We start from the raw sequence: 24913 nt of genomic DNA, 5'->3' as shown, positions 1-24913 counted from the left end.
AGACATACCCTACGATCAACATCCGGATCATCAGCTCCGGATCGATCGACGGGCGACCCATGGACGAATAATGAGGAGCAAGTTCGCTGCGAAGCCAGGATAGATCGAGAGCAGTGTCGATCTTCCGCACCAGATGATCTTCGGGAACTACATCGCTGAGATGAAACTCGTAGAACAGTTGACCTTGGTCACTCTTCAGACGGCCCATCATGGATCGACCTCGTCGCGATTCGCGTCAACACAACGGAATCACGCTTGCTGGCTCGTCTCAACTGACTTTTGCAACAATATCGGTCAAAGGCTGCCCTCGGGAGCCCGCATGCCGTTGGTCGGATCATCTCTTGGGAGCGGATGTCGCCCGGCCTGGGCTGAGCTCAGCCACGTTCCAAAACGGACATCCCGCATACTTCCGAATCGTTTGAAAGTGCGGTGAGTGTCAGGTAAAACTTGGCGTTGTTGGCTGTCGTGTCCGCTCGCACGGGGAGAATGCGCGTGAAGGAACTGGCAGGAAAGACGGCATTCGTGACCGGTGCGGCGTCCGGCATTGGATTGGGGATTGCGACCGCTTTCGCCCAGGCTGGGGCGAAAGTGATGCTTTGCGACATTGAAGAGGCCGCGCTGTCCGCAGCGCTCGAGCAACTGCGGCTCACCAACGTCGATGTCGACGGCATGAAGGCAGACGTCTCGCTCAAAGCCGAACTCGCGGCGGCCGCAGAAGCCACGACCGCCCGCTACGGCAAGGTGCATATTCTCGTCAACAACGCGGGCGTCGGCGGTGGTGGGCCCTACGGCAGCTGGACCGATGCGGCGTGGAATTGGACGTTGGGCGTCAACCTGATGGCGACCATTTGGGGGATCGAGATCTTCGGGCCGTTGATCGAGCAGCATGGCGAGGGTGGACATATCGTCTCCACAGCCTCGATCGCAGGCGTCATTTCAGGAGCGAGCACTGCATACAACGTTTCAAAGTATGGCGTTGTCGCGCTGTCCGAGGGATTGCGGCAAGAGCTCGCGCCCCGCGGAATTGGCGTATCGGTACTGTGTCCCGGGTACATCCGCACTCAAATCATGAACTCGAGCCGCAACCTCCCCAAGCGCTTCGAGGGGGCAGTCCGAGCCCCGCCGACTTCGGGCCCGATTGCCGAACGGATCAATCAGATCCGGGAACGCGTCACTCAAGGTATCGACCCCCTCTATGTCGGCGAACTCGTCCGCGAAGGCGTCGAAAACGACTGGCCCTATATCTTCACCGACCTCGAATTTGAGCCGATAGTCGAAGCGCGCTTCGCCGGAATCAAGCAAGGCTTTGACCATATCCGCGGGCGCACCCCGAAGCGTTGAGTGCGCAGACTTTCTCCTACCCGATCGGTGTTTTTATTGGGGTGATGGAGCTGAGACGATTCTGTTAGTCATCACGCCATGTCCGCTCCGGGTCAAAAGCGGCGGTCGCCCCCCCGAGTAAGACGACTTCTGCTCTGCCTCTCGCTCCAGACATGTCGCCGCGGTGTGCCAACCAACGCGACGGGCCATTACCGGACATTTCACCATGTTCAGGGAGCGCTCTAGCTCGCGGCTACTTAAGGTGGCATTCTCATCATTGCGCCGAATTCCAATGTAGGTCGCGACCAGCGAGGGGCCCTTGCAAATCCGTCGAGTTGTTTTCATGCCAATTTCGGCGCTCGTCTCCGCAATCGCATTTTTGCATTCCACCGCCGGACAAGGCAGCAGTTCGCTCGAAGGAACGTGGGAAGGTAAGCTTGAAGTCGCCTACAGCGGTTCGAGCAAAGATCCTGCTTCCGACGAGCGAATTAAGGCTGCATATGCGAAGTCGCCGTTTAGGATACGCATCAATCAACAGCGGGCTAACGTATTTTGGCGGAGAAGAGGTCAAGCCGGGCTCGTTTCAATATCAGGCCTATATGACCAACGCCGTGATATTTGCCTCAAGCGCGGGAGAAGATCGCAATGGGAGGTGGGTAGAGACTTGGAATTTTACTCTGACTGAGAAAAATTCCGAAACAATGATCGCTTGCTTCTCGCGCGTCGTGAACAATCTCGATCTTGGTGAAGCGAAGGATGCTGGCAAGTTCGGCCTGCTTGCGGTCGGAGAGCTTCACCGGACGCCAAACTAGCAAAAAATTGGAATGTACGCGGCAACGTCGGAGTCGGCTTGGGTCAAAGGCGGCGGTCCGCACCGGAGGCGATGACTTCTGCTCCGCCCCAGAGTCCAGACCTGCCGCTGTACTGCGTCCACCAACGCGATGGGCCAAAAACCGAAGTTTCCCTTATATATTCATGTGGTCTATTTGCAGAGCGGTGGCGTAGCTGATTGGGCCACCCTGACTAAGGAGCGCCCATGAGCCGACGGGTACATTCTCCGACCGGTATCTTTGACAGCCTACATTATGGATTCGCGCAAGTGGTGGTTATCCCGACGCCCTTCGGTGACACCGTGCACGTGTCCGGCCAAGTCGCCTGGGACGCCGATCGAAAGATCGTTGGTGCGGGAGATATCGGGCGCCAACTCCGAAAGAGCTTGGAGAACCTCGCTGTCGCACTTGCATCGATAGGCGCAAAACTTGATCAGGTCGGTGCATTGCGGCTCTACATAAAGCAAAGCCATATGCACGAGGGCGAGGCCATCAGTGGCGCACTCAGAGCAATGTTCGGTGACGATCCGCCGTGTGCTACATGGATTGGAGTGCCAAGCCTCGCGAACGATGAATTTCTTGTCGAGGTGGAACCATCTGTAGTTTATCTTGCAAAAGCCTAGACGATTAAACGTCACGCGCATTGCCCGACAACGTCAGCTCCGGGTCATAAGCGGTCATGATGCGCTGCCATCGTTGTATCTGGGACAGCCACTATTGCTTCGGTGCAAGGGCAACGATCTCGACGATGCGATCAAAGGAAATTGCGTGCTTCTCTGAGTATCTCTCAACAATATCGCTTAAGTAGGAGCGAGCGCCGAGTTGGCGGCGCAGCGCCGTGTAAGGTTCCGCGCGGTCCGCACCCAAAATCGCGCCGCGTCCTAATCTCTCGTCGATGATGGCAACGGCATCCGCCATCTTCAGCATGTCGGCGAGCGTCGTGTTAGCCTGCACGCCTGTGCGGTGATCGTGCGCCGCGATCGCATGCTGAGCCTCAACGGGAATGTTGTCGCCAAGCCAGCTGACGGTTACGAGACCGTGCTGGCTCAAGTTGTTGGATGTGTGGAAGTAATCGAGATCATGGCATAGCCCAACGACCTCCCAGAGATCGGCGGAGGCAGAAAAGGTCGGAGCAAGCTCCCGCATGATGTGGGCAACAAAGCGCGAGTGATTGGCTCTTGGCGTGTCGCCCAAGTACTGTTTGACCAATAAGCCCGCATCAAGGACCCTCAGCATTCGACCCTCCGGTCAGCCTGAGACACTCGGTTTTCGCAGTAAGTCAGCTTGATTTGCGATGATGTCCGCTACAGCTGCGACCTTCGCAATTTTCCCGTTCATATAGTCTAGCGATACACGCGCGTGCACCTCATCGTTCGAGCCGACGCATTCCTTGGCGATAACTATACGATAGTCTCGTTGACCGTAGTGGGTCAAAGGCCGCCTTTGCCCGCTCGCAGCGCCCTGTTCGGGTCACCTTCAGGACGCAGGCCTCGCCGCGCATCGACCAAGATCGGCCAAGGGCCCAAAACCGGACCAACTCGCAACATCACGAAACAGGGATTCGGATTGCTCGCGCTTCATCGGCGCCCCATCTCGAATGGATCGCAAAGGGTCCGAAGATGGAACGTTCCGCACTTGTCGCAGGAGCAACCGGCATAGTGGGCAACAACCTTGCCCGACATCTCCTGGAGCGCGGGTGGTCAGTGTCCGGGCTGGCGCGCAGGCCAGGAATTGATATCGCAGGTATGTTGCCGATCGCCGTTGATCTGTTGGATCCAGCGTCGCTCGGATCGGCGCTGCGCGACCTGCATCCCACGCATGTTTTCTTCACCACGTGGCTTGCACAGAAAACGGAGGCAGAGAATATCCTGATCAACTCTGCGATGGTGCGCAACTTGCTGGACGCATTGTCATCTGCCCGGTCGGTCAGGCACGTCGCACTCGTAACCGGCCTCAAGCACTATCTCGGGCCGTTCGAATCCTATGGTCAAAGCAGCTTGATCGCCACGCCGTTTCGAGAGGACCAGCCTCGGCTCGATACTGAGAATTTCTATTATGCCCAGGAAGATGCGGTGTTCGCGGCGGCGAAACGAGACGGCTTCAGCTGGAGCATTCACCGGCCACACACGATCATAGGCTATGCCGTCGGGAATGCCATGAACATGGGCACGACGCTCGCTGCGTATGCCACGATCTGCCGCGAGATCGGACGGCCTTTTCTGTTTCCAGGCTCCGCAACTCAGTGGAACGCGCTAACGGATATGACGGACGCCAGACTGTTGGCCAGACATCTGGAATGGGCGGCCACGACAGATGCTGCCCGCAATCAGGCTTTCAATGTTGTCAACGGGGACGTGTTCCGTTGGAAGTGGATGTGGGGGCGCCTGGCAGCCTGGTTCGGACTGCAGCCAGCAGCGCTTCCGAGCGAGCGCCTTCCGCTTGAGCGACAGATGAGCGACGCTCCCCCGATCTGGTCCGACATCGCCCGGAAGCATCATTTGGCAGAACCGGATCTCAACCGACTGGCGTCTGCGTGGCACACCGATGGGGACCTCGGCCGGCCGATCGAGGTTGTCACCGACATGGGCAAGAGTCGTCGGCTCGGATTCCTCGACTATCAGGCGACGGACGAAAGTTTCTTCGACCTGTTCACGACTCTGCGAGAGAAGCGAATCATACCGTGAACGAGGCGGCTCGCTCGAGGTGTTCGAACCGAGCGGAACTTTCGCTTTGGGATCAACGATAGTCGAGGCGAAGTCAGCGCCGCGTCCGGTTCACCACTGACAGCCGCCGTGACGGTGGACGCCTCGTTGTTCAGCCAGGATCCACCAACTGATCCATCAGAGCTGCATACGCGACGGCCATCTGATCCGCGCCTTCGGCGCCGGAAGCCCGCGTGCCTGCTTCGCAACAGGGCATCTAAGACGGTCGCGAACTCCGGCGCGCTGGCTGGTGCAGACTGCCGCTGCAATCAACGGCCGCCCTGTCAGCCTCCAGCAATTCGATGGCGCATCGGATCATCGAAAGGCTGAGCGCGTCCATTCCCGGCGATATCAATCGGCGGAACTGTTCGATCTCATTGTCGATCTGGTCGCACTTGTTGCACATGTGCATCCCGCTGCTTGCAGGCGGGAGCAACGAGCTCTCAGTCACCCATAGCAGCCCAGGAATCCGAAAAGGTGATTGAGCTTAAAGCCGATCTCCAAGCGGCGTTCCTCGAAAGCCGCATGAAATCGCTTTCAGCCTCCAGACGTCGCATCGGGCGGCTTGCCGACGCACGCAAAAACGCCGCCCGCTTGAAATAAAGCGCAGGCGGCGTCCTTCCAGCCCCGGGAGGGTGAGAGTAAAATCCCGACAAGAGTTAGTCGCCGCGTTGCGTGCCAAGGTTCATCACATCCGGCCATAGCGCGACCTGAAAAGCGATGTGATCAGGATGAATCGTCATCGCGCTCCAGGTTGTCGTTTGAGCATGATCCCTTTCGGAGAACCGATGCACAATTCTCCGGATCATGCTGCAAATCTCAACCTGGCGGCTGCAGTCCCGGCGAGGTCAGCCACTTGTTGACCTCCCCGGCAGCATCGATCTGCCGGGCTTTCCGCAAAAGCTCTGTGCGGCGGATGCCAAGGGGCATCCCTGTGGCCTGCTGACGAAGGTTGAGTGCCTCTTGTGCCAGGCGGTATTCGAATGTCGATGTTGGTTCCGGGGATCGGCGAGCCGACATGTTTGATGCTCCGCTGCGGGGTTGAGCGGGAGCGCAACGCGCGTTCACACCACCGGTAAATGCTGCGGGCCGCTCGGCGGTAGCGAGACAATGCTCCCTTATCTGCTGGATAGCGAGCGCTTTGTTTCGCGTCGCGCAGGAACCCAACCGCAGATGCACGGGTTTGCTGCTGATTGGATCAATCCTCGTCGCTTGAAGTCTCGTTTGAACGATCGACCCGGACCTCTCTGAATTCCGTGGGCCCATCAAGCAGGTGCTGCTTTCTCGTCGATTGGTTCTTCGAGCTCGCGGAACCGTCGGCCCTATCGTCCAGTACCGCACCGGCCAGATGAACCGCGCGCTTTCGTTGGTGAAGCACGCGGCTCCCCTTCGCATCTTCTTTCGTCATTCAGCTGGCCCTCTGAGTTGGAGCGCGACGTTCAGGAGCGCGCCGCGGTCGGTGCCACTCAGCAATCGCGGCAAATATTCTTCAGCTTCGCGGCGGTTCGGGCTTCTTCGTCGAGAAACGGGTCCTTGTAGCCGGACGACGAATCGACGGTGGTTTTGGCGGGCCGCCCTGTTTTGGGAGGAAAAGCCGCATCGTAACAGGAGAGGCGCGCGTTGGCGCTTTCGATCGCACGGCAGTTCGGCTCCGCGGCAAGAGCTGCAGGCGTGGATGTGCCCAGCGCCGATGCCAGCAAAAGCGCCGCGATCCATGTGCCTGGTCGAGCCATCCTCATGCTGAACTCCATCGCTATTTGGTTCCGCTCGCCCAAACGGGGCGCTCGCCGGTCCAGGCCGGTAGAGCATCCCATTCGGACCAGCGCATCCTGCGCTCCTCGCCTCCGACCCTGACGAAAACAAAGGGAGCATCGTCCCGACCTGTTTTCGAACCCACGAAAATCGCCGGAACGCCGTAGGCATCCCTGATCACTGCTGTATTTGCCATTCCCGCCTCCTGTCTCGGTTCACGCCCTGGCTCAAGTCCTTGCTTGAAAGCGGCTCCCATTGAGCGGACCTGCCGCTCATAGAACGGCCACGATCGCGATCAGCAACACGAGGAAGATCGGCACCAATAGTGGTGGCACCAGCCACTCACGAATGTCGAATTTGACCTGATTGGACATCTGACCGCCTTCTTTCGGATGGAGGCGGGAGCGCAAAGCTCTCAGTCACCGATAACAGCCACATCGCGTGCGGTGATGCCGGCTGTGTAGCACCCCCCTCACCAACTAGCGAGGCCAATCTTGGCCGATGGTCGATTGCGACAGGGGTTGCTTCGCGTGACGTTGCGCCCACTACAACAGGCAATCTCCTGGCTTCCGGTGAGCTTGATCGGACGCCAGGTTTGGCAAGCAGGAAAGTGACAGCCAATCAGACCCTTTCGGCGTCATCTCCAGAGACGTATCAGCGTCGAGATACCGATGCTAGATTTCCTGCTCCTGCCCAATAGGAGGACCACATGCCCGATAGCGTCTACAAGGTCATCGAACTGGTCGGTACCAGCACGGACTCATGGGAGAAGGCAGCCGCCAATGCGGTCGAACGAGCTGCAAAATCTCTCCGAGATCTTCGAGTTGCAGAGGTCGTCAAGCTCGATATGCAACTGGATGACAAGGGGAAGGTCGAGGCCTATCGCGCCAAGCTCAACGTATCGTTCAAGTTCGAGGGCTCCTGAGCCTCGGCACCTCGCCCCCACTTGCGGGGCGAGGATGGCTCATTGGAAAAGCGCGTTGCGCGGCGCCCGGCCGGACGATGTCGCCCGTACCGAAAGTTGCCCTGGTCCGACTGGGACGATATGCTTTGATGTGAGGGGCGTGTGGCGCGTGGTGGCCCCATGTACATGGTCATTCGCAAGTACACCAGGGTTCGTTCGGTCGCGGACGCCGCGCGTCGCGCCAAGAGCGGCGTCGGTGAGATCCTGAGGCAATCGCAGGGATTCAGATCCTACCATGTGATGGACGCGGGCGACGGTGTCGGTATCGCCGTGATGATATTTGATGACCGCGAAAGCGCCAACGCAGCGAACGCCAAGATACTCGCCTTTGTTCAGGCGAGTCTTCATGACCTCGATCTTGGGGTTCCCGAAGTCACCACCGGCGAGGTCTTGGTGGACATAGAGCAAAATGGGCTTCGGGTTTGAAAATAGCCCAAACGTCACCAGTTGCGTGGTGGGTGCGGCCGTTGCTCGCGTCATCGACCTGATGTCATCCTCGCGCCTGCACCGATCGCGCCCTGGACATGCGCGCACCGCCCGGCGGGAATATTCGACGGCGCGTGCTTTTCGAGGAGCAGCAACGACATGAAGCAACACACCTCCGAACCATTTTCCACCGCAGCGAACGGCTGGACACCACTCATGCTCATGGGCGTCGTGATGCCGCCCCGGGATCCCGATGAAGACGAGGAGGACGAAGACGACGATGAGGACGGGGATGCTGACGAACCGGCGGTCGTGCGCGAGCCCGACGAAGACTAGACTAGCCCGCATCCGGCAGTCGGCGCTATAATCTCTCTCATGAGCTGGGATGCAAAAGACATAGCGCTTCTCAAAAGGCTCTGGTTCGAAGGACAGAGCGCGGCGCAGATTGCGCGCCCTCTCGGCTGCAGTCGCAACGCGGTCTGCGGCATGCTGACCCGTCTTGGCCTGAAGCGTGGCCACAAGTCGCCCACAGCACGGCCCAAGATAAGGCCGGCCCCGAAGCTGAGGCCGTCGTCGGCACCCTGCCCCCGTCCGGTCACACACAAGGTGTCGTCGAGGAGAGCGGAGAGGCAGCAGCCCAAGGAATTCAGCAGGCAGCAGCTTTACGCCATTCTGGCCGAGGCGGTCAGAAACACCGGCTAAGCGACAACCACGAGCGTCCTTGTGCTCCGTCAGTGTCTTCGCCCAGTTCGATGGGTTCGGGCCAATGCATCTCGTCTCAGGCGAACAGGAAGTCGTTTGCTGTGAGCGAACCTGCGAAGTTGTGCAGAGTCACTTGATCCGCTCCCGCGGTAACGAGGGTGTCAGTTCCGGATTGGGTGATGACGAGATCGTTGAATGAGTGCACGCCCGCCACATTGCTGAACTTGATCCGGTCATGCTGGCTCTGGCTGAAGTCTTCGATGGTGTTCTGGGTCCCGACTGTCGCCGGGCCATCGTCCTTGAACACGAACAGATCTCGGCCGCCATCAGCGCCGCCTAGCAACAATCCGTCACCCCACATCTCATTGCTGACTGTCCCGCCGGGGGCCGCGGTTCCCGCGAACAAGATATCGTCGCCGCCTTCGGCGCAGCCGGATATGGATTCCGCGTCACCAAAGAGAATGTTGCTCGCCGAGCCAGTGCCGAAGTTGCTGCCGCCGACAAGAGTATCGTCGCCGCCCTCGGCGCAGCCGGACATGGATTTCGCGTCACCGAGAAGAATGTTGCTCGTCGAGCCAGGGCCGAAGCTGTCGCCGCCTGCGAAGGCGTCGTTGCCGCCCTGGGCACGGCCGGACATGTCGCCGCCCGCGTCACCGTAGAAGGTGGTGGAGCCAGTAAGGGAGCTGTTGCCGCCCGTGAAGGTGTCATCGCCGCCCCGAGCACAGCCCAACATGTCGCCGCCCGCATCGCCATGGAAAGTGTTGGTAGAGTCGTTACCTCCGGTGAAAATGTCGTCGCCGCCCCGAGCATGGCCGGCCATGTCGCCGCCGGCATCGCCATAGAAAACGTGAGAGGCAAGACTGCCGCCGGTGAAGCCGTCGTTGCCACCCTGAGCATAGCCGGACATGCTGCCGCCCGCATCGCCGTAAAAGGCGTTGGAGGCCTTGCTGGAGCCCGTGAAGGCATCGCCGCCGCCCTGAGCGTGACCTGACATGTTGCCGCCAGCATCGCCATAGAACGTGTTGGAGGAGGGAGCAGGGAGGTCGATGATGCCCGTGAAGATATCGTCCCCGCCGTGAGCATGGCCGGACATGTCGCCGCCGGCATCACCATGGAAAGTATTGAACGAGAAGGCGCCGCCCGTGAAGGTATCGTTGCCGCCCCGAGCGTGGCCCGACATGTTGCCGCCAGCATCGCCATAGGAGACGTTTGAGGTGAAGGCACTGCCCGTGAAAGTGTCGTTGCCGCCCCAAGCATGGCCGGACATGCTGCCGCCCGCATCGCCGTAGAAAGTATTGATGCCGCCACCGCTGCCGCCCGTGAAGGTATCGTCGCCCCCCCGAGCATGGCCGGACATGTCGCCGCCCGCATCGCCATGGAAAGTGTTGGTCGCGGGGCCAGTTCCGCTGAAAATGTCGTTGCCGCCCTTACTGTGGTCGGACATGTCATCGCCCGCGTCGCCGTAAGCGGTGTTGCTCGGGGAAGCGAACGTGAAGGTATCGTCGCCGCCACGAGCAAAATCGAACAAGTCGCCGGCCGCGTCACCGTAGAAAGTGTAGTGGATGGGGGCGCCCCCCGCTAACGAGGGCCCGGTGAAGGTATCGTTGCCGCCCCTCGAAAAATCGAACATGCTGCCGCCAGCTTCGCCGATCAAGATCGTTTGAGTTGGGTCACCCGCGAGGACGTCATCGGTACCCCATTGATGATTGGTCAGATCACCAGGGGTAAATGGAACGCGCTTAAACTTGAACATGGCAAGTTCTCCGCGATTCAGACGACCACCCCAGAACGCGCATGATCCTCAAATCGGAGCGGGATTATTGACGAAGGTCAACTCGCGGGGCGCGACATCAGTTTAGCCGCCAAGCGAACACGGCCTGACTGAACCAAGCGGCCGAGGACGGCCAGGCCGCTTCCGGCTTGTGCTCGGGGTCGACGTCTGCGAGTACGGCGGTCCGGGCGCGAACGCCGACCGGCGTCATCTACGCGACGAGTTGCTTCGCCGCGGCCGAGATCATCACCAGCCCGCCCGTGATGACCGCAACGTCGAGGATCGCGGCGTGGATGTGCACCGGCATCCGTTCGACGAAGGCCTTTGCGAGAAATGCCCCGGGGATTGCGATGCCGCCGATCAGAAGCGCGAAGGCGAGCACCTGCGCCGTCACGGCGCCGGCGAGGCCGAACACCGAGATCTTGATGAGGCCGGTGCCGAGCGAGATCATCGCATCGGTCGCGATCACGGCGGCGCCTTCGAGCCCCGTGGCCATCAACAGCGACAGCAGGATCACGCCGGAACCCGAGGTGCCGCCGACCAGCACGCCGTAGCCGACGGAGCCGGCGGCGAGGCCGGTGTCGCCGATCCGCACGCTGCGCCGTCGCAGCACGCGGCGCAGCGGCACGCTCAGGATCAGCATGGTGCCGATCACGAGCGCCGCGCCCGCACTGGTCAGGCGCGTATAGCCGTAGGCGCCGAGCGCCGTCGTCAGTGCCGCACAGGCGAGCACGATCAGCGCGCGGCGGCGGTCGGCGTAGCGCAGATAAGCGATGGCGCGGCTGAGATTGGTGAACATCGCGGAGATCGCGATGATCGGCACCACGGGCTCGGCGCCGACCATCGGCACCAGCACCAGCGGCATCAGGGCGCCGGTGCCGTAGCCAGCGAGACCACCGATGACCGATGCAAACAACGCCATCGTTGCGACCAGCAGGAGCTGCAGAAGCGAGATGTCGGCGAAGCCTGAGACGATGGTCACGTTGTCTGATCGCGGCTCACGCGGGCCACAGCCTGGTCGGCGATAGCGGCGAGCGCGGCTTCGTCCAGGGGGAAATCCGCCGCGAGCCAGGCGTCCTCCGCGAGCGTCAACACATGTCCGAGCGCGGGTCCTTCGGCCAGACCGCGCGCGATGAAATCGGCGGCCTTGAGCGGAAATTTCGGCGCGATCCAGCGCTGCGGCAGCTCGGCGAGCGCCCGCCAGCGCGACGAGGTGACGTCGCCGCCGTTCCTCGCCCAGCCCAGCAAGACACGATCGTGATAGCGCTCAGGCCCGAGCCGGTAGAGCAGCCGCCGTGCATTGGCTTCGTCCTTGGCGGCCAGGCGCCACCAGCGGTGCCCCATCGAATCCAGTGCCTTGGTTTCGGCGTTGGAGAGCCGCAAGCGCGCAGCGACGCGCTTGGCGTCTTCGGTGACGGCGACCGACAGCGCGGCCAGGCGCCGCGTGCTGCTCGCGGTGAGGCCGAGCTCGCGCTCGATCGCGATCATTGTCGCCAGCGGGCCCGTATAGACGACGCCGCCGATCAGCGCCTGCAGCAATCCGCCCTCGGCCATGGCCAGCACGGCCGCGGCTGCACCGCCGGCCACCAGCAATTTCAGCATCTCCATGCGCACCCGCTCGGCCGAGAGGCTAGCCAGGCCCGCACGTCCGCGGATGCAGGCGAGATAGCCGTCGCGGTCGGGCTCGCCGGCACCAAAAGCGGCGTGGATGCGGAAGAAACGCAGGATGCGCAAATAATCCTCGGCGATGCGCTGGCCGGGATCGCCGATGAAGCGCACGCGGCGGGCTCTCGCATCGGCGATGCCGCCGACATAGTCGTACACGACACCATCGGCATCGACCGACAAGCCGTTCATGGTGAAGTCGCGCCGCTCGGCATCCTTCACCCAGTCGCGGCCGAACGCGACCCTGGCCTTGCGGCCGAAGGTCTCGGTGTCCTCGCGCAGCGTGGTGACTTCATAGGGATGTCCGTCGATCACCAGCGTGACTGTGCCGTGGTCGATGCCGGTCGGCACGCCCTTGATGCCGGCGGACTTGGCGCGCCGCATCACCTCGTCCGGCCGCGCCGTGGTCGCGATGTCGATGTCGCCGGGCAAGAGACCGAGCAGCGCATTGCGGACGGCGCCGCCGACCACCCGCGCCTGCTCGCCATCGGTGCCGAGCAGTTGCAGGACACGCGCGGTCCCGCCTGCGGTCAGCCAGGGCGCATGGGCGAGTAGCGGCTCGGCGCTCATCGATGGGCCCCTATTTTTCTGCGCCCGGCACGAGCTTGCCGTTCTCGATATGGGCGGGAACGTAGGTCGAATCCGGCGGCGCGCCGGAGTACTGGGCAAGGCCGATCAGGCCGGCGATCACGAGCGCGAGCGCGACCAGGGTGAGGCGCGCAACGACGGTGACCGGCCATGAGGAGCGTTCGAACAGGCCTGACCGCGTTGCGGCCAGGAATAGGGCATAGACGGCAAAGGGGATAAGGAAGATTCCGATCTCGGTCAGAACCGTCCGGATCATGATGAATAGATCCGCTCATACAGCACACGCAACATTCCGGCCGTCGCACCCCAGATGTAGCGTTCCGCGAACGGCATCGCGTAATAGGACCGCGCCATGCCGCGGAATTCCTTGCTGTGCACCTGGTGATTCACCGGATCCATCAGGAAGGATAGCGGCACCTCGAACGCATCATCAACCTCGGAATGGTTGATGGTCAGCGAAAATCCGGGCCTGACCTTAGCTACCGTCGGCAGGATGCGGAAGCCGAAGGCGGTGCCGTAGAGATCGAGATAGCCGAGCGGCTCGACGAAGTCCCTGGACAGCCCGACCTCCTCCTCGGCCTCGCGCAGCGCCGCATCCAGCGGCGAGGAATCGGTCGCGTCGATCTTGCCGCCGGGAAACGCGATCTGACCGGCATGGTCGTTGAGATGGGCCGAGCGCTGCGTCAGCAGGATGGTGGGCTCGGGATGGTCGACCACCGCGATCAGGACCGCCGCCGGCCGCACCGGCTGCTCGCGCGCGATGATCTCGAGCATCTTGTCGGTGCCAGGATCGCCCGAGGCGGGAATGATGTTCGGATCGTACAGGCCCGGTGGCACGTCGAAGCCGAGCTTCGCCCGCGAGCGGGCGAAGAAATCCTCGGCTCCCATCGCGACGGGCGCGTTCGTCAGGATAGGCTTGTTCAAATTCAAAGCGCGGCCCTCACCTGCTCCGCATCGGCCATGGCGAAGAATTCGCCGGCCGACTCGACGCCGAACATCGGCTGGCCATCGACCATCCGCTCCTCGCCCATGTCAACCAGATCGTAATAGAGCGCCCTCGTGACCTTGGCCCAGAGGTCGGCGCGGACGTGCAAGTATGGCGTCAGCCCGCCATCCCGTGCCTGCTCGAAACGCAGCCGGTGTCCGGCATCGCAGGTGACCCAGTCATCGACATTGGTGCGGAAGCGCAGCACGCGATGGTTGCCCTCGCCGTCCTTCTGCATCTCGACCGCCATGAACGGCGCATCATCGACGCGGATGCCGACCTTCTCCACCGGCGTGACCAGGAAATGCTTGTCGCCCTCGCGCTTGAGGATGGTCGAAAACAGGCGGACCAGGGCAGGACGTCCGATTGGCGTTCCCAAGTAGAACCAAGTACCATCGGATGCGATTCGGATGTCGAGATCGCCGCAAAACGGCGGATTCCACAGATGCACCGGAGGCAGCCCCTTTTTGGCGCCTTCGGCATTGGCAGCGCTTTTGGCGGCCGCAGTCAGCCCCTCGAGACCGCGATCGGCGCTCTGCCCTTGGTTCGCCATGGTTTGCCCTGACTCTGTGATTGGCACGATTGGTGCAGGTCTACGTTGTACTCGGGTGTGCGGTTCCATCCGGAATAGTCCGGTGTGGAGGTCGCCACTTCGTGATGCCGTACATACCCCGAAGCCGATAAGGTGGGGATAGGTTAATTCAACGAATACATGGCCTTCCTGCAAGTCTAGCATGGGGCCCATGACGTGATGTGATGACGTGACGTGATGACCCGACGTGACGTGCTGACGTGACGATGCAGGCAAGCCGCGTGGCAGGCTGAAGGAGCGAGCGAATGGCGGAGAGTGTCGAGAAACTCGAGGACGGGATCGTCCGTTCGGCCGAGCAGGTGTCGAGCCAGATTCGGGCCGCAAAGGAAGCGATCGCCTCCGTCATCTTCGGCCAGGATCGCGTGATCGAGAACACGCTGGTCACCATTCTCTCCGGCGGCCATGCGCTCCTGATCGGCGTGCCGGGCCTCGCCAAGACCAAGCTGGTGGAGACGCTCGGCGTCACGCTCGGTCTCGACGCCAAGCGCATCCAGTTCACCCCCGATCTGATGCCGTCCGACATTCTCGGCGCCGAGGTGCTGGACGAGAGCACCGCGGGCAGGCGCGCCTTCCGCTTCATCGCCGGCCCCGTGTTCGCGCAGCTGCTGATGGCCGACGAGATCAACCGCGCCAGCCCGCGCACGCAATCGGCGCTCTTGCAGGCGATGCAGGAGCAGCACATCACCGTCGCCGGCGCGCGGCACGATCTGCCCAAGCCGTTCCACGTGCTCGCGACGCAGAACCCGCTGGAGCAGGAAGGCACCTATCCGCTGCCCGAAGCCCAGCTCGACCGCTTCCTGATGGAGATCGACGTCGACTATCCCGATCGCGATGCGGAGCGCCGCATCCTGTTCGAGACCACCGGCGCGGAGGAAACGCTGGCCAGGGGCTCGATGACCGCGGATGCGCTGATCACCGCGCAGCGGCTGATCCGGCGCCTGCCGGTCGGCGATTCCGTCGTGGAGGCGATCCTGTCGCTGGTGCGCTCGGCCCGCCCGGGTCCGGACGCCGGCGAAACCGGCAAGTTCATCGCCTGGGGACCTGGCCCGCGCGCCAGCCAATCGCTGATGCTGGCCGTACGCGCACGTGCACTGATCGACGGACGCCTCGCGCCCTCGGTCGACGACGTGCTCGACCTTGCCGAACCCGTGCTGAAGCACCGCATGGCGCTGACGTTCCAGGCGCGCGCCGAAGGCCGTACGATTCCGGACGTGATCCGGCAATTGAAGACACGGATCGGTTGATGGCAGCGGAGAACGGACGCGCAGCGAAGGAAACACTGGCGATCCGACGTGCCGATGGCGAAAGTCGCACGCTCGCAGCTTCCTTGCCGCGTCTGGTGCTCGAGGCCCGCCGCATCGCCGCCAACGTCATCCACGGCCTGCATGGAAGGCGCCGCGCCGGCGCCGGCGAAAACTTCTGGCAGTACCGCCGCTTCGTCTCGGGCGAGCCGTCGCAGAATGTCGACTGGCGCCGCTCGGCCCGTGACGACCATCTCTATGTCCGCGAGCTCGAATGGGAAGCTTCGCACACGGTCTGGATCTGGCCTGACCGCTCGCCCTCGATGGCGTTCGCCTCGAAGACCGCGCGCGAGTCCAAGCTCGAGCGGACGCTGATCGTGGCCTTCGCGCTGGCCGAGCTGCTCGTCGCCGGCGGCGAGCGCGTCGGCATCCCGGGGCTGATGGCGCCGACCGCAAGCCGCAGCGTGATCGACAGGATGGCGCAGGCGATGCTGCATGACGATGCCGACCGGCTGAGCCTGCCGCCGTCCTTCGTGCCTGCAGCGCTGGCCGAGATCATCGTGCTGTCGGATTTCTGGTCGCCGATCTCCGAGATCAGGACGATGCTCGCAGGGCTCTCCGGCTCCGGCGCGCACGGCACGATGGTGCAGGTCGTCGATCCGGCCGAGGAGTCGTTTCCCTATTCCGGCCGCGTCGAGTTCGTCGAGCCCGAAGGCTTTGGCGTGATCACCGCCGGTCGCGCCGAGAGCTGGGCACAGGACTATACCGCGCGGCTCGCCCTGCATCGCGACCAGATCCGGGCCGAGACCAACAAGCTGGACTGGCTGTTCACGACGCACGCGACCGACCGCTCGGCCGCCGAGCTGCTGCTGTTCCTGCATGCCGGCATGCAGGTGAGCAAGTCGGGCGCCCGCACCACGACGATCAAGGCGGGGCCGGCCGCATGATGGGATTGCCGCTCGCCTTCACCCAACCGCTGCTGCTGATCGGCCTCGTCAGCCTGCCCGTGCTGTGGTGGCTGCTCCGCGTGATGCCGCCGCGGCCGCGCCGCATCGAGTTTCCGCCGACGCGCCTGCTGTTCGACATCGCCCCCAGGGAGGAGACGCCCTCGCGGACGCCGTGGTGGCTGACGGCGCTCCGCCTGCTCGCCGCCGCGCTGGTGATCTTCGCCGCCGCCGGCCCGATCTGGAATCCGCAAACAGGCAGCGCCGGCAGCAAGGCGCCGCTGATGATCATGTTCGACGACGGCTGGAGCGCCGCATCGCACTGGGACGTCAGGATCAGGACCGCCGACGAGCTGATCGCCAATGCCGACAACGACAGCCGCGCCATCGCGCTGGTGCCGCTGTCGGAGCCGAACCGCGACATCACCCTGATGCCGGCGGGTGCGGCGCGCGTCGCGCTGCGGCAACTCGCGCCGAAGCCCTATTCGATCGACCGCGTCGAGACGCTGGCCGCGGTCGACCGTTTCCTCAAAGTCACCGGCGACTGCGAGATCGCCTGGCTCTCCGACGGTGTCGACACCGGCCGCGGCGAAGACTTCGTGCAGGGCCTCGGCAAGACCATCGGCGATCGCAGCCTGACCGTGTTCGAAGGCGGCACCTCCTCGCCGCTGGCGCTGGTCGCGGCCGAGAACGCTGCGGCGAAGATGACCGTGAAGGTGCTGCGCACCGACAGCGGCATCGCGGTCGGCACCGTGCGCGCACTCGACCAGAAGGCCTCGCCGATCGGAGAAGCGCGCTATTCGTTCGGCCCGCAGGACAAGGAGACCGAAGCCGCATTCGATCTGCCGGTCGAGCTGCGCAACGACATCACCCGGCTCGAAATCTCCGGCGAGCGCTCCGCCGGCGCGGTGCAGCTGCTCGACAAGCGCTGGCGCCGCCGCGCCATCGGCATCGTTTCGGGCTCGACCAGCGAGACCGCGCAGCCGCTGCTGGCGCCGACCTTCTATCTCACCCGCGCGCTGGCGCCGTTCGCCGACGTCCGGCTTGCCGACAAGGGCTCGCCGCAACAGGGCATCACACAATTTCTGGACCAGAAGCTGCCGATGATCATCCTCGCCGATGTCGGCACCATCTCCCCTGAACTCCGCGAGCGCCTCAATGCCTGGGTCGACCAGGGCGGCGTGCTGGTGCGGTTCGCCGGCCCCCGGCTGGCACAGGCCGAGGACGACCTCGTGCCGGTCAAGCTGCGCAAGGGCGGCCGGACGCTCGGCGGCAGCCTGACCTGGGAGAAGCCGCAGCATCTGGCCTCGTTCGCGGCCGACGGCCCGTTTGCCGGCGTCGTGGTCCCCAAGGACGTCACCGTGAGCCGCCAGGTGCTGGCGGAGCCCGACGCCGTGCTCGCCACCAAGAGCTGGGCCTCGCTGGAAGACGGCACGCCGCTGGTGACCGGCGAGCATCGCGGCAAGGGCCTCGTCAGCCTGTTCCACGTCAGCGCCGACATGCGCTGGTCGGACCTGCCGATGTCGGGCACTTTCGTCGAAATGCTGCGGCGGGTGGTCGACATGTCCGGCTACACCGCCAAGCCCGGCGCCGGCGTTGCCAGCGAGGCGACCACTGAAACGGTGGCGCCGCTGCACATCCTCGACGGTTTCGGCGCGTTCGGCCCGCCGCCGGCGACCGCAAAACCACTACCTGCCGATTATCGCGATCGGGCCACACCCGATCATCCGCCGGGCTTCTATGGTCCGGCAGAAGGACCGCTTGCCGTGAACACGCTTGCTGCCGCCGACCGCATCGCGGCCCTGAACACCGCGAGCCTGCGCGCCCGGCACGCCACCTACACCAATGCCGAACCGCGGGACCTGCGCGGCTGGCTGCTGTCCACCGCGCTCGCCCTGTTCCTGGTCGACGCCATCATCGTCGCGGTGCTCGGCGGCGGGATTGCCGCGCTGCTGCGCCGCCGCGCCGCGCCCGCAATGATCGTGTTCGCCCTGGCACTCGCCGGCCTGATGTCGTTTGCGCCGACGCCGGCGCGCGCCGACAGCGCCGCGGACGAGTTCGCGATGAAGGCGGTGTCGCAGACGCGACTCGCCTATGTCGTGACCGGCAATTCCGACGTCGATTCCATCGTCAAGGCGGGGATGAACGGGCTGACGCTGTTCCTGGCCCAGCGCACCGCGCTCGAGGCCGGCGATCCCGTCGGCATCGACCCGGCGCGCGACGAGCTCGCCTTCTTCCCGCTGATCTACTGGCCGATCGTGCCGGGCGCACCGAAGCCGCCGCAGGACGCCATCAACAAGATCGATGCCTACATGAAGCAGGGCGGCACCGTGCTGTTCGACACCCGCGACGCGATCGAGGCGCCGCCCGGCGCGAACGGGGCGTCGCAGACCCCGGGCATGCAGACGCTGCGCGAGATACTCTCCTCGCTCGACGTGCCCGAGCTCGAGCCCGTGCCGCGCGAGCACGTGCTGACCAAGACCTTCTATCTGCTGCGCGACTTCCCGGGCCGCTTCACCGCCGGCCAGACCTGGGTCGAGACCTTGCCGCGCGAAGAGGACGAGGACAGCGCGCAGCGGCCGGCGCGCGGCGGCGACGGCGTCTCGCCGATCATCATCACGTCGAACGATCTCGCCGGCGCCTGGGCGGTGCGGCCCGACGGACAGGCCATGCTGCCAGTGACCGGCGGCGACCCCCGCCAGCGCGAATTCGCCTACCGCGCCGGCGCCAACATCGTGATGTACACGCTGACCGGCAACTACAAGGCCGACCAGGTGCACGCTCCGGCGCTGATCGAACGGCTGGGGCAATGATGCGAGCTTTGAAATTCGATATCCGTCAAACAGAAGCCGTCATGCCCGGGCTTGTCCCGGGCATCCACGTTCTTCGTGCCATGTGGCAAGGCGTGGATGGCCGGGACAAGCCCGGCGATGACGATGCCGAGAGAGTGACGCCATGAACTACGGCATCGCATTCACGCCACTTGTTCCCGCGATCGTGCTGTGGCTCGCGCTCGCCGCGATCGTCGTCATTGCGCTGGTGCTGCTGCTGGCACGCGCGCGCGGCGCCGCGGTGCGCGTGGCCGCGCTGGCGCTGGTCCTGCTGGCGCTCGCCAATCCCTCCTTCACCCGCGAGGACCGCGATCCCCTCACCTCGGTGGCGGCCGTCGTCGTCGACAAGAGCCCGAGCCAGAATTTCGGCAACCGCAACCGTGAGGCCGCCCAGGCGCAGGAAGCGCTGGTCGACAGCCTGAAGAAAATCAAGGGCCTCGAAGTCCGCGTCGTCGAGGCCGGACAGGCCGACGGCGAGACCGACGGCACGAAACTGTTCGGCGCCCTCGCCTCGGCCTTGGCGGACGTGCCGGTCGACCGCGTCGCCGGCGCGTTCCTGATCACCGACGGCCGCGTCCACGACATTCCGGCGAACGCCGCCGCGCTCGGTTTCCAGGCGCCGGTGCACGCGCTGGTCACGGGACAGAAGGACGAGCGCGACCGCCGCATCGCGATCACGGCGGCTCCGCGCTTCGGCATCGTCGGGCAGACCCAGACCATCAACTACCGGCTCGACGACCAGGGCGTCTCCGGCGAGCGCGCCAGGGTCACGATCCGCCGCGACGGCGAGGTCATCAACGAGCGCACGCTGGGAAGCGGCCAGGCCGCCAGCGTCGATGTCGACATCAAGCATGCCGGTCCGAACATCGTCGAGATCGAGGCCTCGCCGCTCGAACGCGAATTGACGCCGGTGAACAACCGCGCCGTCGTCGCCATCGACGGCGTGCGCGACAAGCTGCGCGTGCTCCTGGTCTCGGGCGAGCCGCATTCGGGCGAGCGCACCTGGCGCAATCTGCTCAAATCCGACGCCAGCGTCGACCTCGTCCACTTCACCATCCTGCGCCCACCGGAGAAGCAGGACGGCACGCCGATCAACGAATTGTCGCTGATCGCGTTTCCGACGCGCGAGCTGTTCCAGCAGAAGATCAACGAATTCCAGCTGATCATCTTCGACCGCTACGCCCGTCAGGGCGTACTGCCGATCGCCTATTTCGACAACATCGCGCGCTATGTCCGCTCGGGCGGCGCGGTGCTGGTCTCGGCCGGGCCCGACTACGCCTCCAACACCAGCATCTGGCGCACGCCGCTGGATTCGGTGCTGCCGGCCGAGCCGGTCGGCGTGACGGAAAAGCCGTTCTATGCGCATCTGTCCGACGTCGGCAAACGCCATCCGGTCACGCGCGGGCTGGAGGGCTCGGCGAGCGAGCCGCCGCACTGGAGCCGGTTCTTCCGCACCGTCGACACCCGCAATGCCGTCAACCCGCCCGTCATGACCGGCGCCGACGGCAAGCCGCTTCTGTTCCTGTCGCGCTTCGGCGAGGGCCGCGTCGCGCTGCTGCTCTCCGATCACATCTGGCTGTGGGCGCGCGGCTATGAGGGCGGCGGACCACATCTCGATCTGCTCAGGCGGACGTCGCACTGGCTGATGAAGCAGCCTGATCTGGACGAGGAAGCGCTGCGGCTCCAGGTGCAGGGCAAGGACCTCGTCGTGATGCGTCAGACCATGGCGGACAGCGTCCAGCCGGTGAGCGTGACCTCGCCATCGGGCGTGTCGCACGACTTGACGCTGGCTGCTGCCGATCCCGGCGAGTGGCGCGCCAGCCTGCCGGCGAACGAGCTCGGCCTGTGGCAGGCGACCGACGGCACGCTGAAGGCGCTGATCAATGTCGGCCCGACCAATCCGAAGGAGTTTTCGGAAGTCACCTCCACGGTCGATACCTTGAGGCCGCTGACGCAGGCAACGGGCGGCGACGCCGTGCGCGTGGCCAGTGGCTCCAGCGTCGAGCTGCCGCGCATCCTGCCGGTGCGCTCGGCCAGCGTGTTCCACGGCGACGGCTGGATGGGCGTGCGGATGCGCGACGCCAGCGTGGTGAAGGGCGTCGGCGTGCTGCCGATCTTCTCCGGCCTGATCGGCCTGTTGCTGCTGCTCGGCGCCTTCGCCGCGACCTGGGTCCGCGAGGGGCGCTAGTTGCCCGAACGACACATCGGACAGGCCGACTGCATGCGCAGCCCGACCAGCCGTTGACATCTGCAGACCGATCGAGCGATGTTACATTATAACGTCGCGACATCAGGAATTGATGCCCCGCGACGTGGGGGTGGCGTTTCCAGATGAAGTGGTTCCGGTCGCATATCAGGCACGGCGCCCGGCTCGCGTTGTTCGCGATGCTGGTGCAGTTCGCGCTGACATTCGGCCACAGCCACTGGTTCGCGCACGCTGCGCCCCTCGCCCAATCCTCGCTGCAGCAGACCGACGGCTTCAAAGACAGTGCCAAGGATCAAGCTGCGGTCGACCGCGCAGCCGTCCAGAAACAATCGCCCGCCGGACCCGACCGCGAGCATCCCGCCGACGACAATTGCGCGATCTGCGCCGTCGTCGCGATGGCGGGCACGATCCTGTTCGCGACGCCGCCTCTGTTGCAGCTGCCGCAGGCGATCGAGCTGCTCCGCCGCACCACGGATGCCGAATTCGTCCATCTGAGATCCGCAGGCACAGCATTCCAGCCTCGCGCCCCTCCCGCGTCCTGACTTCCAACGCTTGATCACGCCCAGCCTCGCCGCTTGCAGGCGAATGGCCGGGACAAGTTGAAGTCGAATTCCGTCGCGCCGCGACGGCAGGCCGCCTCCGATCAGCAGACCATCATCCGGACGGCGCCTGACTGGAATCAGGACAATGTCATTCAAATCGCGACGCGCGCAACGTCTTGGCGGAGCAAGCCTGCTCCTGCTCGGCGCTGCCGCCACGCCCGCCTTCGCTCAAGAGCCGGCCCAAGACAAATCATCGACGGAAATCCCAGCCGTCACCGTGACGGCGCCGAGCCCGATCGTGCGCAGAGCGGTGGTGCCGTCCCGCAACGCCGGCCGCGGCACGCGGACCGCGCGGGTGCGCAGCCGCGAGCAAACGGCGGAAGCAACGCCGGCAGCCCCGGCGCCTGCCGCGCCTCAGCAAGGCGTGCTGCCGATCGTGACCGATCAGTTCGCGACCGTCACCGTGGTGCCGAACGAGGAGATTCGCCGCAACGGCGGCGGCACGCTCGGCGACCTCCTGTTCTCGAAGCCGGGCATCACCGGCTCTGAATTCGCACCCGGCGCATCCAGCCGCCCTATCATTCGCGGCCTCGACACCAACCGTGTTGGCATCGTCGAGAACGGAACGGGCAGCAACGGCGCGTCCGACCTCGGCGAGGATCACTTCGTGCCGATTGATCCGCTGGCAACCAACCAGGTGGAGGTCATCCGCGGACCGGCGACGCTACGCTACGGCTCCACCGCGATCGGCGGCGTGGTCAGCGCAACCAACAATCGAATTCCAGATGCCTTGCCCTCCTGCACGGCGCCCTTTCCGACTTACGGACTCCCGACCAAGGCGCCGCTGGCAAACGTCGGATCGCCTGGCTGCATCACCGCGGAAACACGGACGGCAGTGACGTCGGTCGATCGCGGGGTCGAAGGTGCCATGCTGCTCGACGCCGGCGGCGGTAACTTTGCCGTCCATGCCGATGCCTTTGGCCGCAAGGCCGGCGACTACAACATCCCGAGCTACCCGTTCTTGACCGACCCGACGCTGCCGTTCAACGGACGCCAGCCGAATTCGGCATCGCAGGCCTACGGCGGATCTGTCGGCGGCTCCTACATCTTCGATGGCGGCTACGTTGGCGCGGCGATCACGCAGCATAACGCGCTCTACCACATTCCCGGTATCGAAGGCAGCGAGTTCCTGACGCGGATCGACGGACGACAAACAAAGTTCACGACAAAAGGCGAGTATCGGCCGGACGCTGCGGCGATCGATGCGATCCGGTTCTGGGCTGGGGCCACCGACTATAAACACGATGAGATCGGGCTCGCCGACTCTGCCGATCTCACCTCCCTCGGCGTGAGACAAACCTTCACCAACAAGGAACAGGAAGGCCGCGTCGAGGTCCAACTTGCGCCGTTCGACGTCCGCTTTGCTGCGCTGACCACCGCTGTGGGCGTTCAGGCGTCGCACCAGAAGCTGACCGCGCCGAGTCCGGACGATCCAGGTAGCCCGATCAACGGACTATTCGATCCGAACAAGAACACAAAGGTCGCCGGGTACATCTTCAACGAGTTCAAGTTCAGCGAAGCCACCAAGGCTCAGATCGCCGGGCGCGTCGAGAACGCAAGGTTGAGCGGAACGGCGCCAGCCTTCGTCCCCGATGTGTTCGACCTCACTGTCGATCCTGCCGCGATCGGCCCCGCATCGGCGGTCAACCGCAACTTCACGCCGGTGAGCGGGAGCATCGGCCTGATCCACAACCTTCCTTGGGATCTGGTCGCGAGCATTACCGGCCAATATGTCGAGCGTGCGCCGAAACCGGCGGAATTGTTTTCGCGCGGCGGCCACGATGCCACCACTACTTTCGACATAGGCAATCCCAATCTCGGCATCGAGACCGCCAAGTCGGTCGAGGCGGGACTGCGACGGGCGGTAGGGCCGCTTCGCTTCGAAATCACCGGCTACTACACCAAGTTCAACGGTTTTATCTACCGGCGCCTGACCGGCAACACGTGTGAGGACGGCGTTTGCCAGCTTGGCGCGGGCCTCGAACTGAATCAGGCGGTCTATTCGCAGCGCGACGCGACATTTCGTGGCGGCGAATTCCAGTTCCAGTACGACGTAATGCCGGTCTGGAACGGGATCTGGGGCATCGAGGGTCAGTACGACATCGTGCGCGCGACCTTCGACGACGGCACCAACGTGCCACGCATTCCGCCCCAGCGGCTGGGCGGTGGTGTGTACTATCGCGACGCCGACTGGTTTGCCCGGATCAACCTGCTGCACGCGTTCGCGCAAAACGACATCGCACCGATCGCGGAGACGCCGACGCCCGGCTACAACCTGCTGAAGGCCGAGGTCAGTTACAGGACGAAGCTCCATCAAAGCTGGTTCGGCGCGCGCGAGATGTATGTTGGGCTCGTCGGCAACAACCTGCTGAACGAGAACATCCGCAATGCCGTCTCCTTCAACAAGGACCAGGTGCTGTTGCCCGGAATCGGCGTGCGGGCGTTCGCGAACTTCAAGTTCTAGCACTTATACGCCATGAATTGTGCGGGAGGGGCTAGGTTCTGTACTCAAACCCCTTGCGAGTGACGAGGCGGAGTGATTCAAGGCTTCCCAAAAGGGAGGTCCTGATGGCCCGCTTTGATCTTTCAGACGCCGAGTGGACAATCATCTCTCCGCTGTTACCTGGGGCGGAAGGCAAGAAGAATGGCCGGCCGCGGCCGGATGATCGCAAGGTGCTCAACGGCATCTTCTTCGTCCTGCGTACGGGGACACCCTGGCGCGATCTGCCGGAGCGCTATGGCCCTTACACAACAGCCTACAACCGCTTCAATCGATGGGCCAAGAAGGGCAT

General features: G+C 63.9%; 24 protein-coding genes. 15 read left to right on the top strand and 9 right to left on the bottom strand.

Annotated features, from left to right (window positions below; genetic code table 11):
• Window positions 1–211 (bottom strand): transposase (locus tag H1B27_RS37850; protein ID WP_376709026.1); only part of this gene is annotated, 211 nt, incomplete at its 3' end.
• Between the two features lie 281 nt (window positions 212–492).
• Here H1B27_RS37850 and H1B27_RS37845 point away from each other — a divergent pair.
• The 3 genes from H1B27_RS37845 to H1B27_RS37835 all read left to right on the top strand — a co-directional run bounded on the left by H1B27_RS37845 (window position 493) and on the right by H1B27_RS37835 (window position 2773).
• Complete coding sequence (locus H1B27_RS37845; RefSeq protein ID WP_197969545.1) at window positions 493–1341, top strand: SDR family NAD(P)-dependent oxidoreductase; 849 nt, start codon at window positions 493–495, stop codon at window positions 1339–1341.
• Window positions 1342–1757: 416 nt separating this feature from the next.
• Window positions 1758–2132 carry a hypothetical protein gene (locus tag H1B27_RS37840; RefSeq protein ID WP_197969544.1) on the top strand — a complete coding sequence of 125 codons (375 nt, stop codon included), beginning with the start codon at window positions 1758–1760 and terminating at the stop codon, window positions 2130–2132.
• A gap of 224 nt (window positions 2133–2356) precedes the next feature.
• Window positions 2357–2773, top strand: coding sequence for a RidA family protein (locus tag H1B27_RS37835; protein WP_082821981.1), 417 nt, complete (start codon window positions 2357–2359; stop codon window positions 2771–2773).
• A gap of 91 nt (window positions 2774–2864) precedes the next feature.
• Here H1B27_RS37835 and H1B27_RS37830 read toward each other — a convergent pair whose 3' ends face one another.
• Window positions 2865–3386 carry an HD domain-containing protein gene (locus tag H1B27_RS37830; RefSeq protein ID WP_061878529.1) on the bottom strand — a complete coding sequence of 174 codons (522 nt, stop codon included), beginning with the start codon at window positions 3384–3386 and terminating at the stop codon, window positions 2865–2867.
• Between the two features lie 383 nt (window positions 3387–3769).
• On the opposite strand from H1B27_RS37830, the gene H1B27_RS37825 reads away from it, so the two are divergent.
• Window positions 3770–4834 (top strand): SDR family oxidoreductase, encoded by a 1065-nt coding sequence (locus H1B27_RS37825; protein WP_197969543.1) that lies wholly within the window; start codon window positions 3770–3772, stop codon window positions 4832–4834.
• Window positions 4835–6318: 1484 nt separating this feature from the next.
• Here H1B27_RS37825 and H1B27_RS37820 read toward each other — a convergent pair.
• Window positions 6319–6591: a type VI secretion protein gene (locus H1B27_RS37820; protein WP_245311972.1), complete on the bottom strand. Its 273-nt coding sequence runs from the start codon at window positions 6589–6591 to the stop codon at window positions 6319–6321.
• Window positions 6592–7313: 722 nt separating this feature from the next.
• Here H1B27_RS37820 and H1B27_RS37815 point away from each other — a divergent pair.
• The 4 genes from H1B27_RS37815 to H1B27_RS37800 all read left to right on the top strand — a co-directional run bounded on the left by H1B27_RS37815 (window position 7314) and on the right by H1B27_RS37800 (window position 8696).
• Entirely contained in the window at window positions 7314–7529 is a 216-nt protein-coding gene (locus tag H1B27_RS37815) for a dodecin family protein (protein WP_061878534.1), read from the top strand.
• Between the two features lie 159 nt (window positions 7530–7688).
• Window positions 7689–7994, top strand: a complete 306-nt coding sequence (locus tag H1B27_RS37810; RefSeq protein ID WP_061878535.1) for a hypothetical protein — start codon at window positions 7689–7691, stop codon at window positions 7992–7994.
• A 159-nt stretch (window positions 7995–8153) separates the two neighbouring features.
• Window positions 8154–8330 carry a hypothetical protein gene (locus H1B27_RS37805; RefSeq protein WP_197969542.1) on the top strand — a complete coding sequence of 59 codons (177 nt, stop codon included), beginning with the start codon at window positions 8154–8156 and terminating at the stop codon, window positions 8328–8330.
• Between the two features lie 39 nt (window positions 8331–8369).
• On the top strand, window positions 8370–8696 hold the full coding sequence (locus tag H1B27_RS37800; RefSeq protein ID WP_197969541.1) for a GcrA family cell cycle regulator: 327 nt from the start codon (window positions 8370–8372) through the stop codon (window positions 8694–8696).
• 76 nt (window positions 8697–8772) lie between these two features.
• On the opposite strand, the gene H1B27_RS37795 is transcribed toward H1B27_RS37800, so the two are convergent.
• The 6 genes from H1B27_RS37795 to H1B27_RS37770 form a co-directional block, all read right to left on the bottom strand.
• The gene (locus H1B27_RS37795) at window positions 8773–10449 is read right to left on the bottom strand and encodes an autotransporter outer membrane beta-barrel domain-containing protein (protein WP_197969540.1); all 1677 of its coding nucleotides are present in this window, start codon (window positions 10447–10449) and stop codon (window positions 8773–8775) included.
• 229 nt (window positions 10450–10678) lie between these two features.
• Entirely contained in the window at window positions 10679–11449 is a 771-nt protein-coding gene (locus H1B27_RS37790; protein ID WP_061878539.1) for a sulfite exporter TauE/SafE family protein, read from the bottom strand.
• On the bottom strand, window positions 11446–12702 hold the full coding sequence (locus H1B27_RS37785) for a CCA tRNA nucleotidyltransferase (RefSeq protein WP_197969539.1): 1257 nt from the start codon (window positions 12700–12702) through the stop codon (window positions 11446–11448). The genes H1B27_RS37790 and H1B27_RS37785 overlap by 4 nt, the downstream gene beginning before the upstream one ends.
• Before the next feature lie 10 nt (window positions 12703–12712).
• Entirely contained in the window at window positions 12713–12976 is a 264-nt protein-coding gene (locus H1B27_RS37780; protein WP_197969538.1) for a DUF6111 family protein, read from the bottom strand.
• Complete coding sequence (locus H1B27_RS37775; protein WP_376709027.1) at window positions 12973–13608, bottom strand: CoA pyrophosphatase; 636 nt, start codon at window positions 13606–13608, stop codon at window positions 12973–12975. The genes H1B27_RS37780 and H1B27_RS37775 overlap by 4 nt, the downstream gene beginning before the upstream one ends.
• Window positions 13609–13646: 38 nt before the next feature.
• Window positions 13647–14258, bottom strand: coding sequence for a DUF1285 domain-containing protein (locus tag H1B27_RS37770; protein WP_061878543.1), 612 nt, complete (start codon window positions 14256–14258; stop codon window positions 13647–13649).
• Window positions 14259–14542: 284 nt separating this feature from the next.
• On the opposite strand from H1B27_RS37770, the gene H1B27_RS37765 reads away from it, so the two are divergent.
• The 7 genes from H1B27_RS37765 to H1B27_RS37735 form a co-directional block, all read left to right on the top strand.
• Window positions 14543–15541 (top strand): AAA family ATPase, encoded by a 999-nt coding sequence (locus H1B27_RS37765; RefSeq protein ID WP_061878544.1) that lies wholly within the window; start codon window positions 14543–14545, stop codon window positions 15539–15541.
• Entirely contained in the window at window positions 15541–16485 is a 945-nt protein-coding gene (locus H1B27_RS37760) for a DUF58 domain-containing protein (RefSeq protein ID WP_197969536.1), read from the top strand. Before H1B27_RS37765 ends, H1B27_RS37760 begins: the two co-directional genes overlap by 1 nt.
• Complete coding sequence (locus tag H1B27_RS37755) at window positions 16482–19295, top strand: DUF4159 domain-containing protein (RefSeq protein WP_197969535.1); 2814 nt, start codon at window positions 16482–16484, stop codon at window positions 19293–19295. The genes H1B27_RS37760 and H1B27_RS37755 overlap by 4 nt, the downstream gene beginning before the upstream one ends.
• A 142-nt stretch (window positions 19296–19437) precedes the next feature.
• Window positions 19438–21501 (top strand): hypothetical protein, encoded by a 2064-nt coding sequence (locus H1B27_RS37750; RefSeq protein ID WP_197969534.1) that lies wholly within the window; start codon window positions 19438–19440, stop codon window positions 21499–21501.
• A 143-nt stretch (window positions 21502–21644) separates the two neighbouring features.
• Complete coding sequence (locus H1B27_RS37745; protein ID WP_197969533.1) at window positions 21645–22061, top strand: DUF2946 family protein; 417 nt, start codon at window positions 21645–21647, stop codon at window positions 22059–22061.
• 145 nt (window positions 22062–22206) lie between these two features.
• Window positions 22207–24585: a TonB-dependent receptor gene (locus tag H1B27_RS37740; protein ID WP_197969532.1), complete on the top strand. Its 2379-nt coding sequence runs from the start codon at window positions 22207–22209 to the stop codon at window positions 24583–24585.
• A gap of 104 nt (window positions 24586–24689) precedes the next feature.
• A partial coding sequence (locus H1B27_RS37735; protein WP_197965443.1) for a transposase occupies window positions 24690–24913 on the top strand: 224 nt, incomplete at its 3' end.

It is taken from the genome of Bradyrhizobium diversitatis, assembly GCF_016031635.1.
Taxonomy (GTDB): Bacteria; Pseudomonadota; Alphaproteobacteria; order Rhizobiales; family Xanthobacteraceae; genus Bradyrhizobium; species Bradyrhizobium diversitatis.
This window is presented reverse-complemented; position numbering and strand designations above follow the sequence as displayed.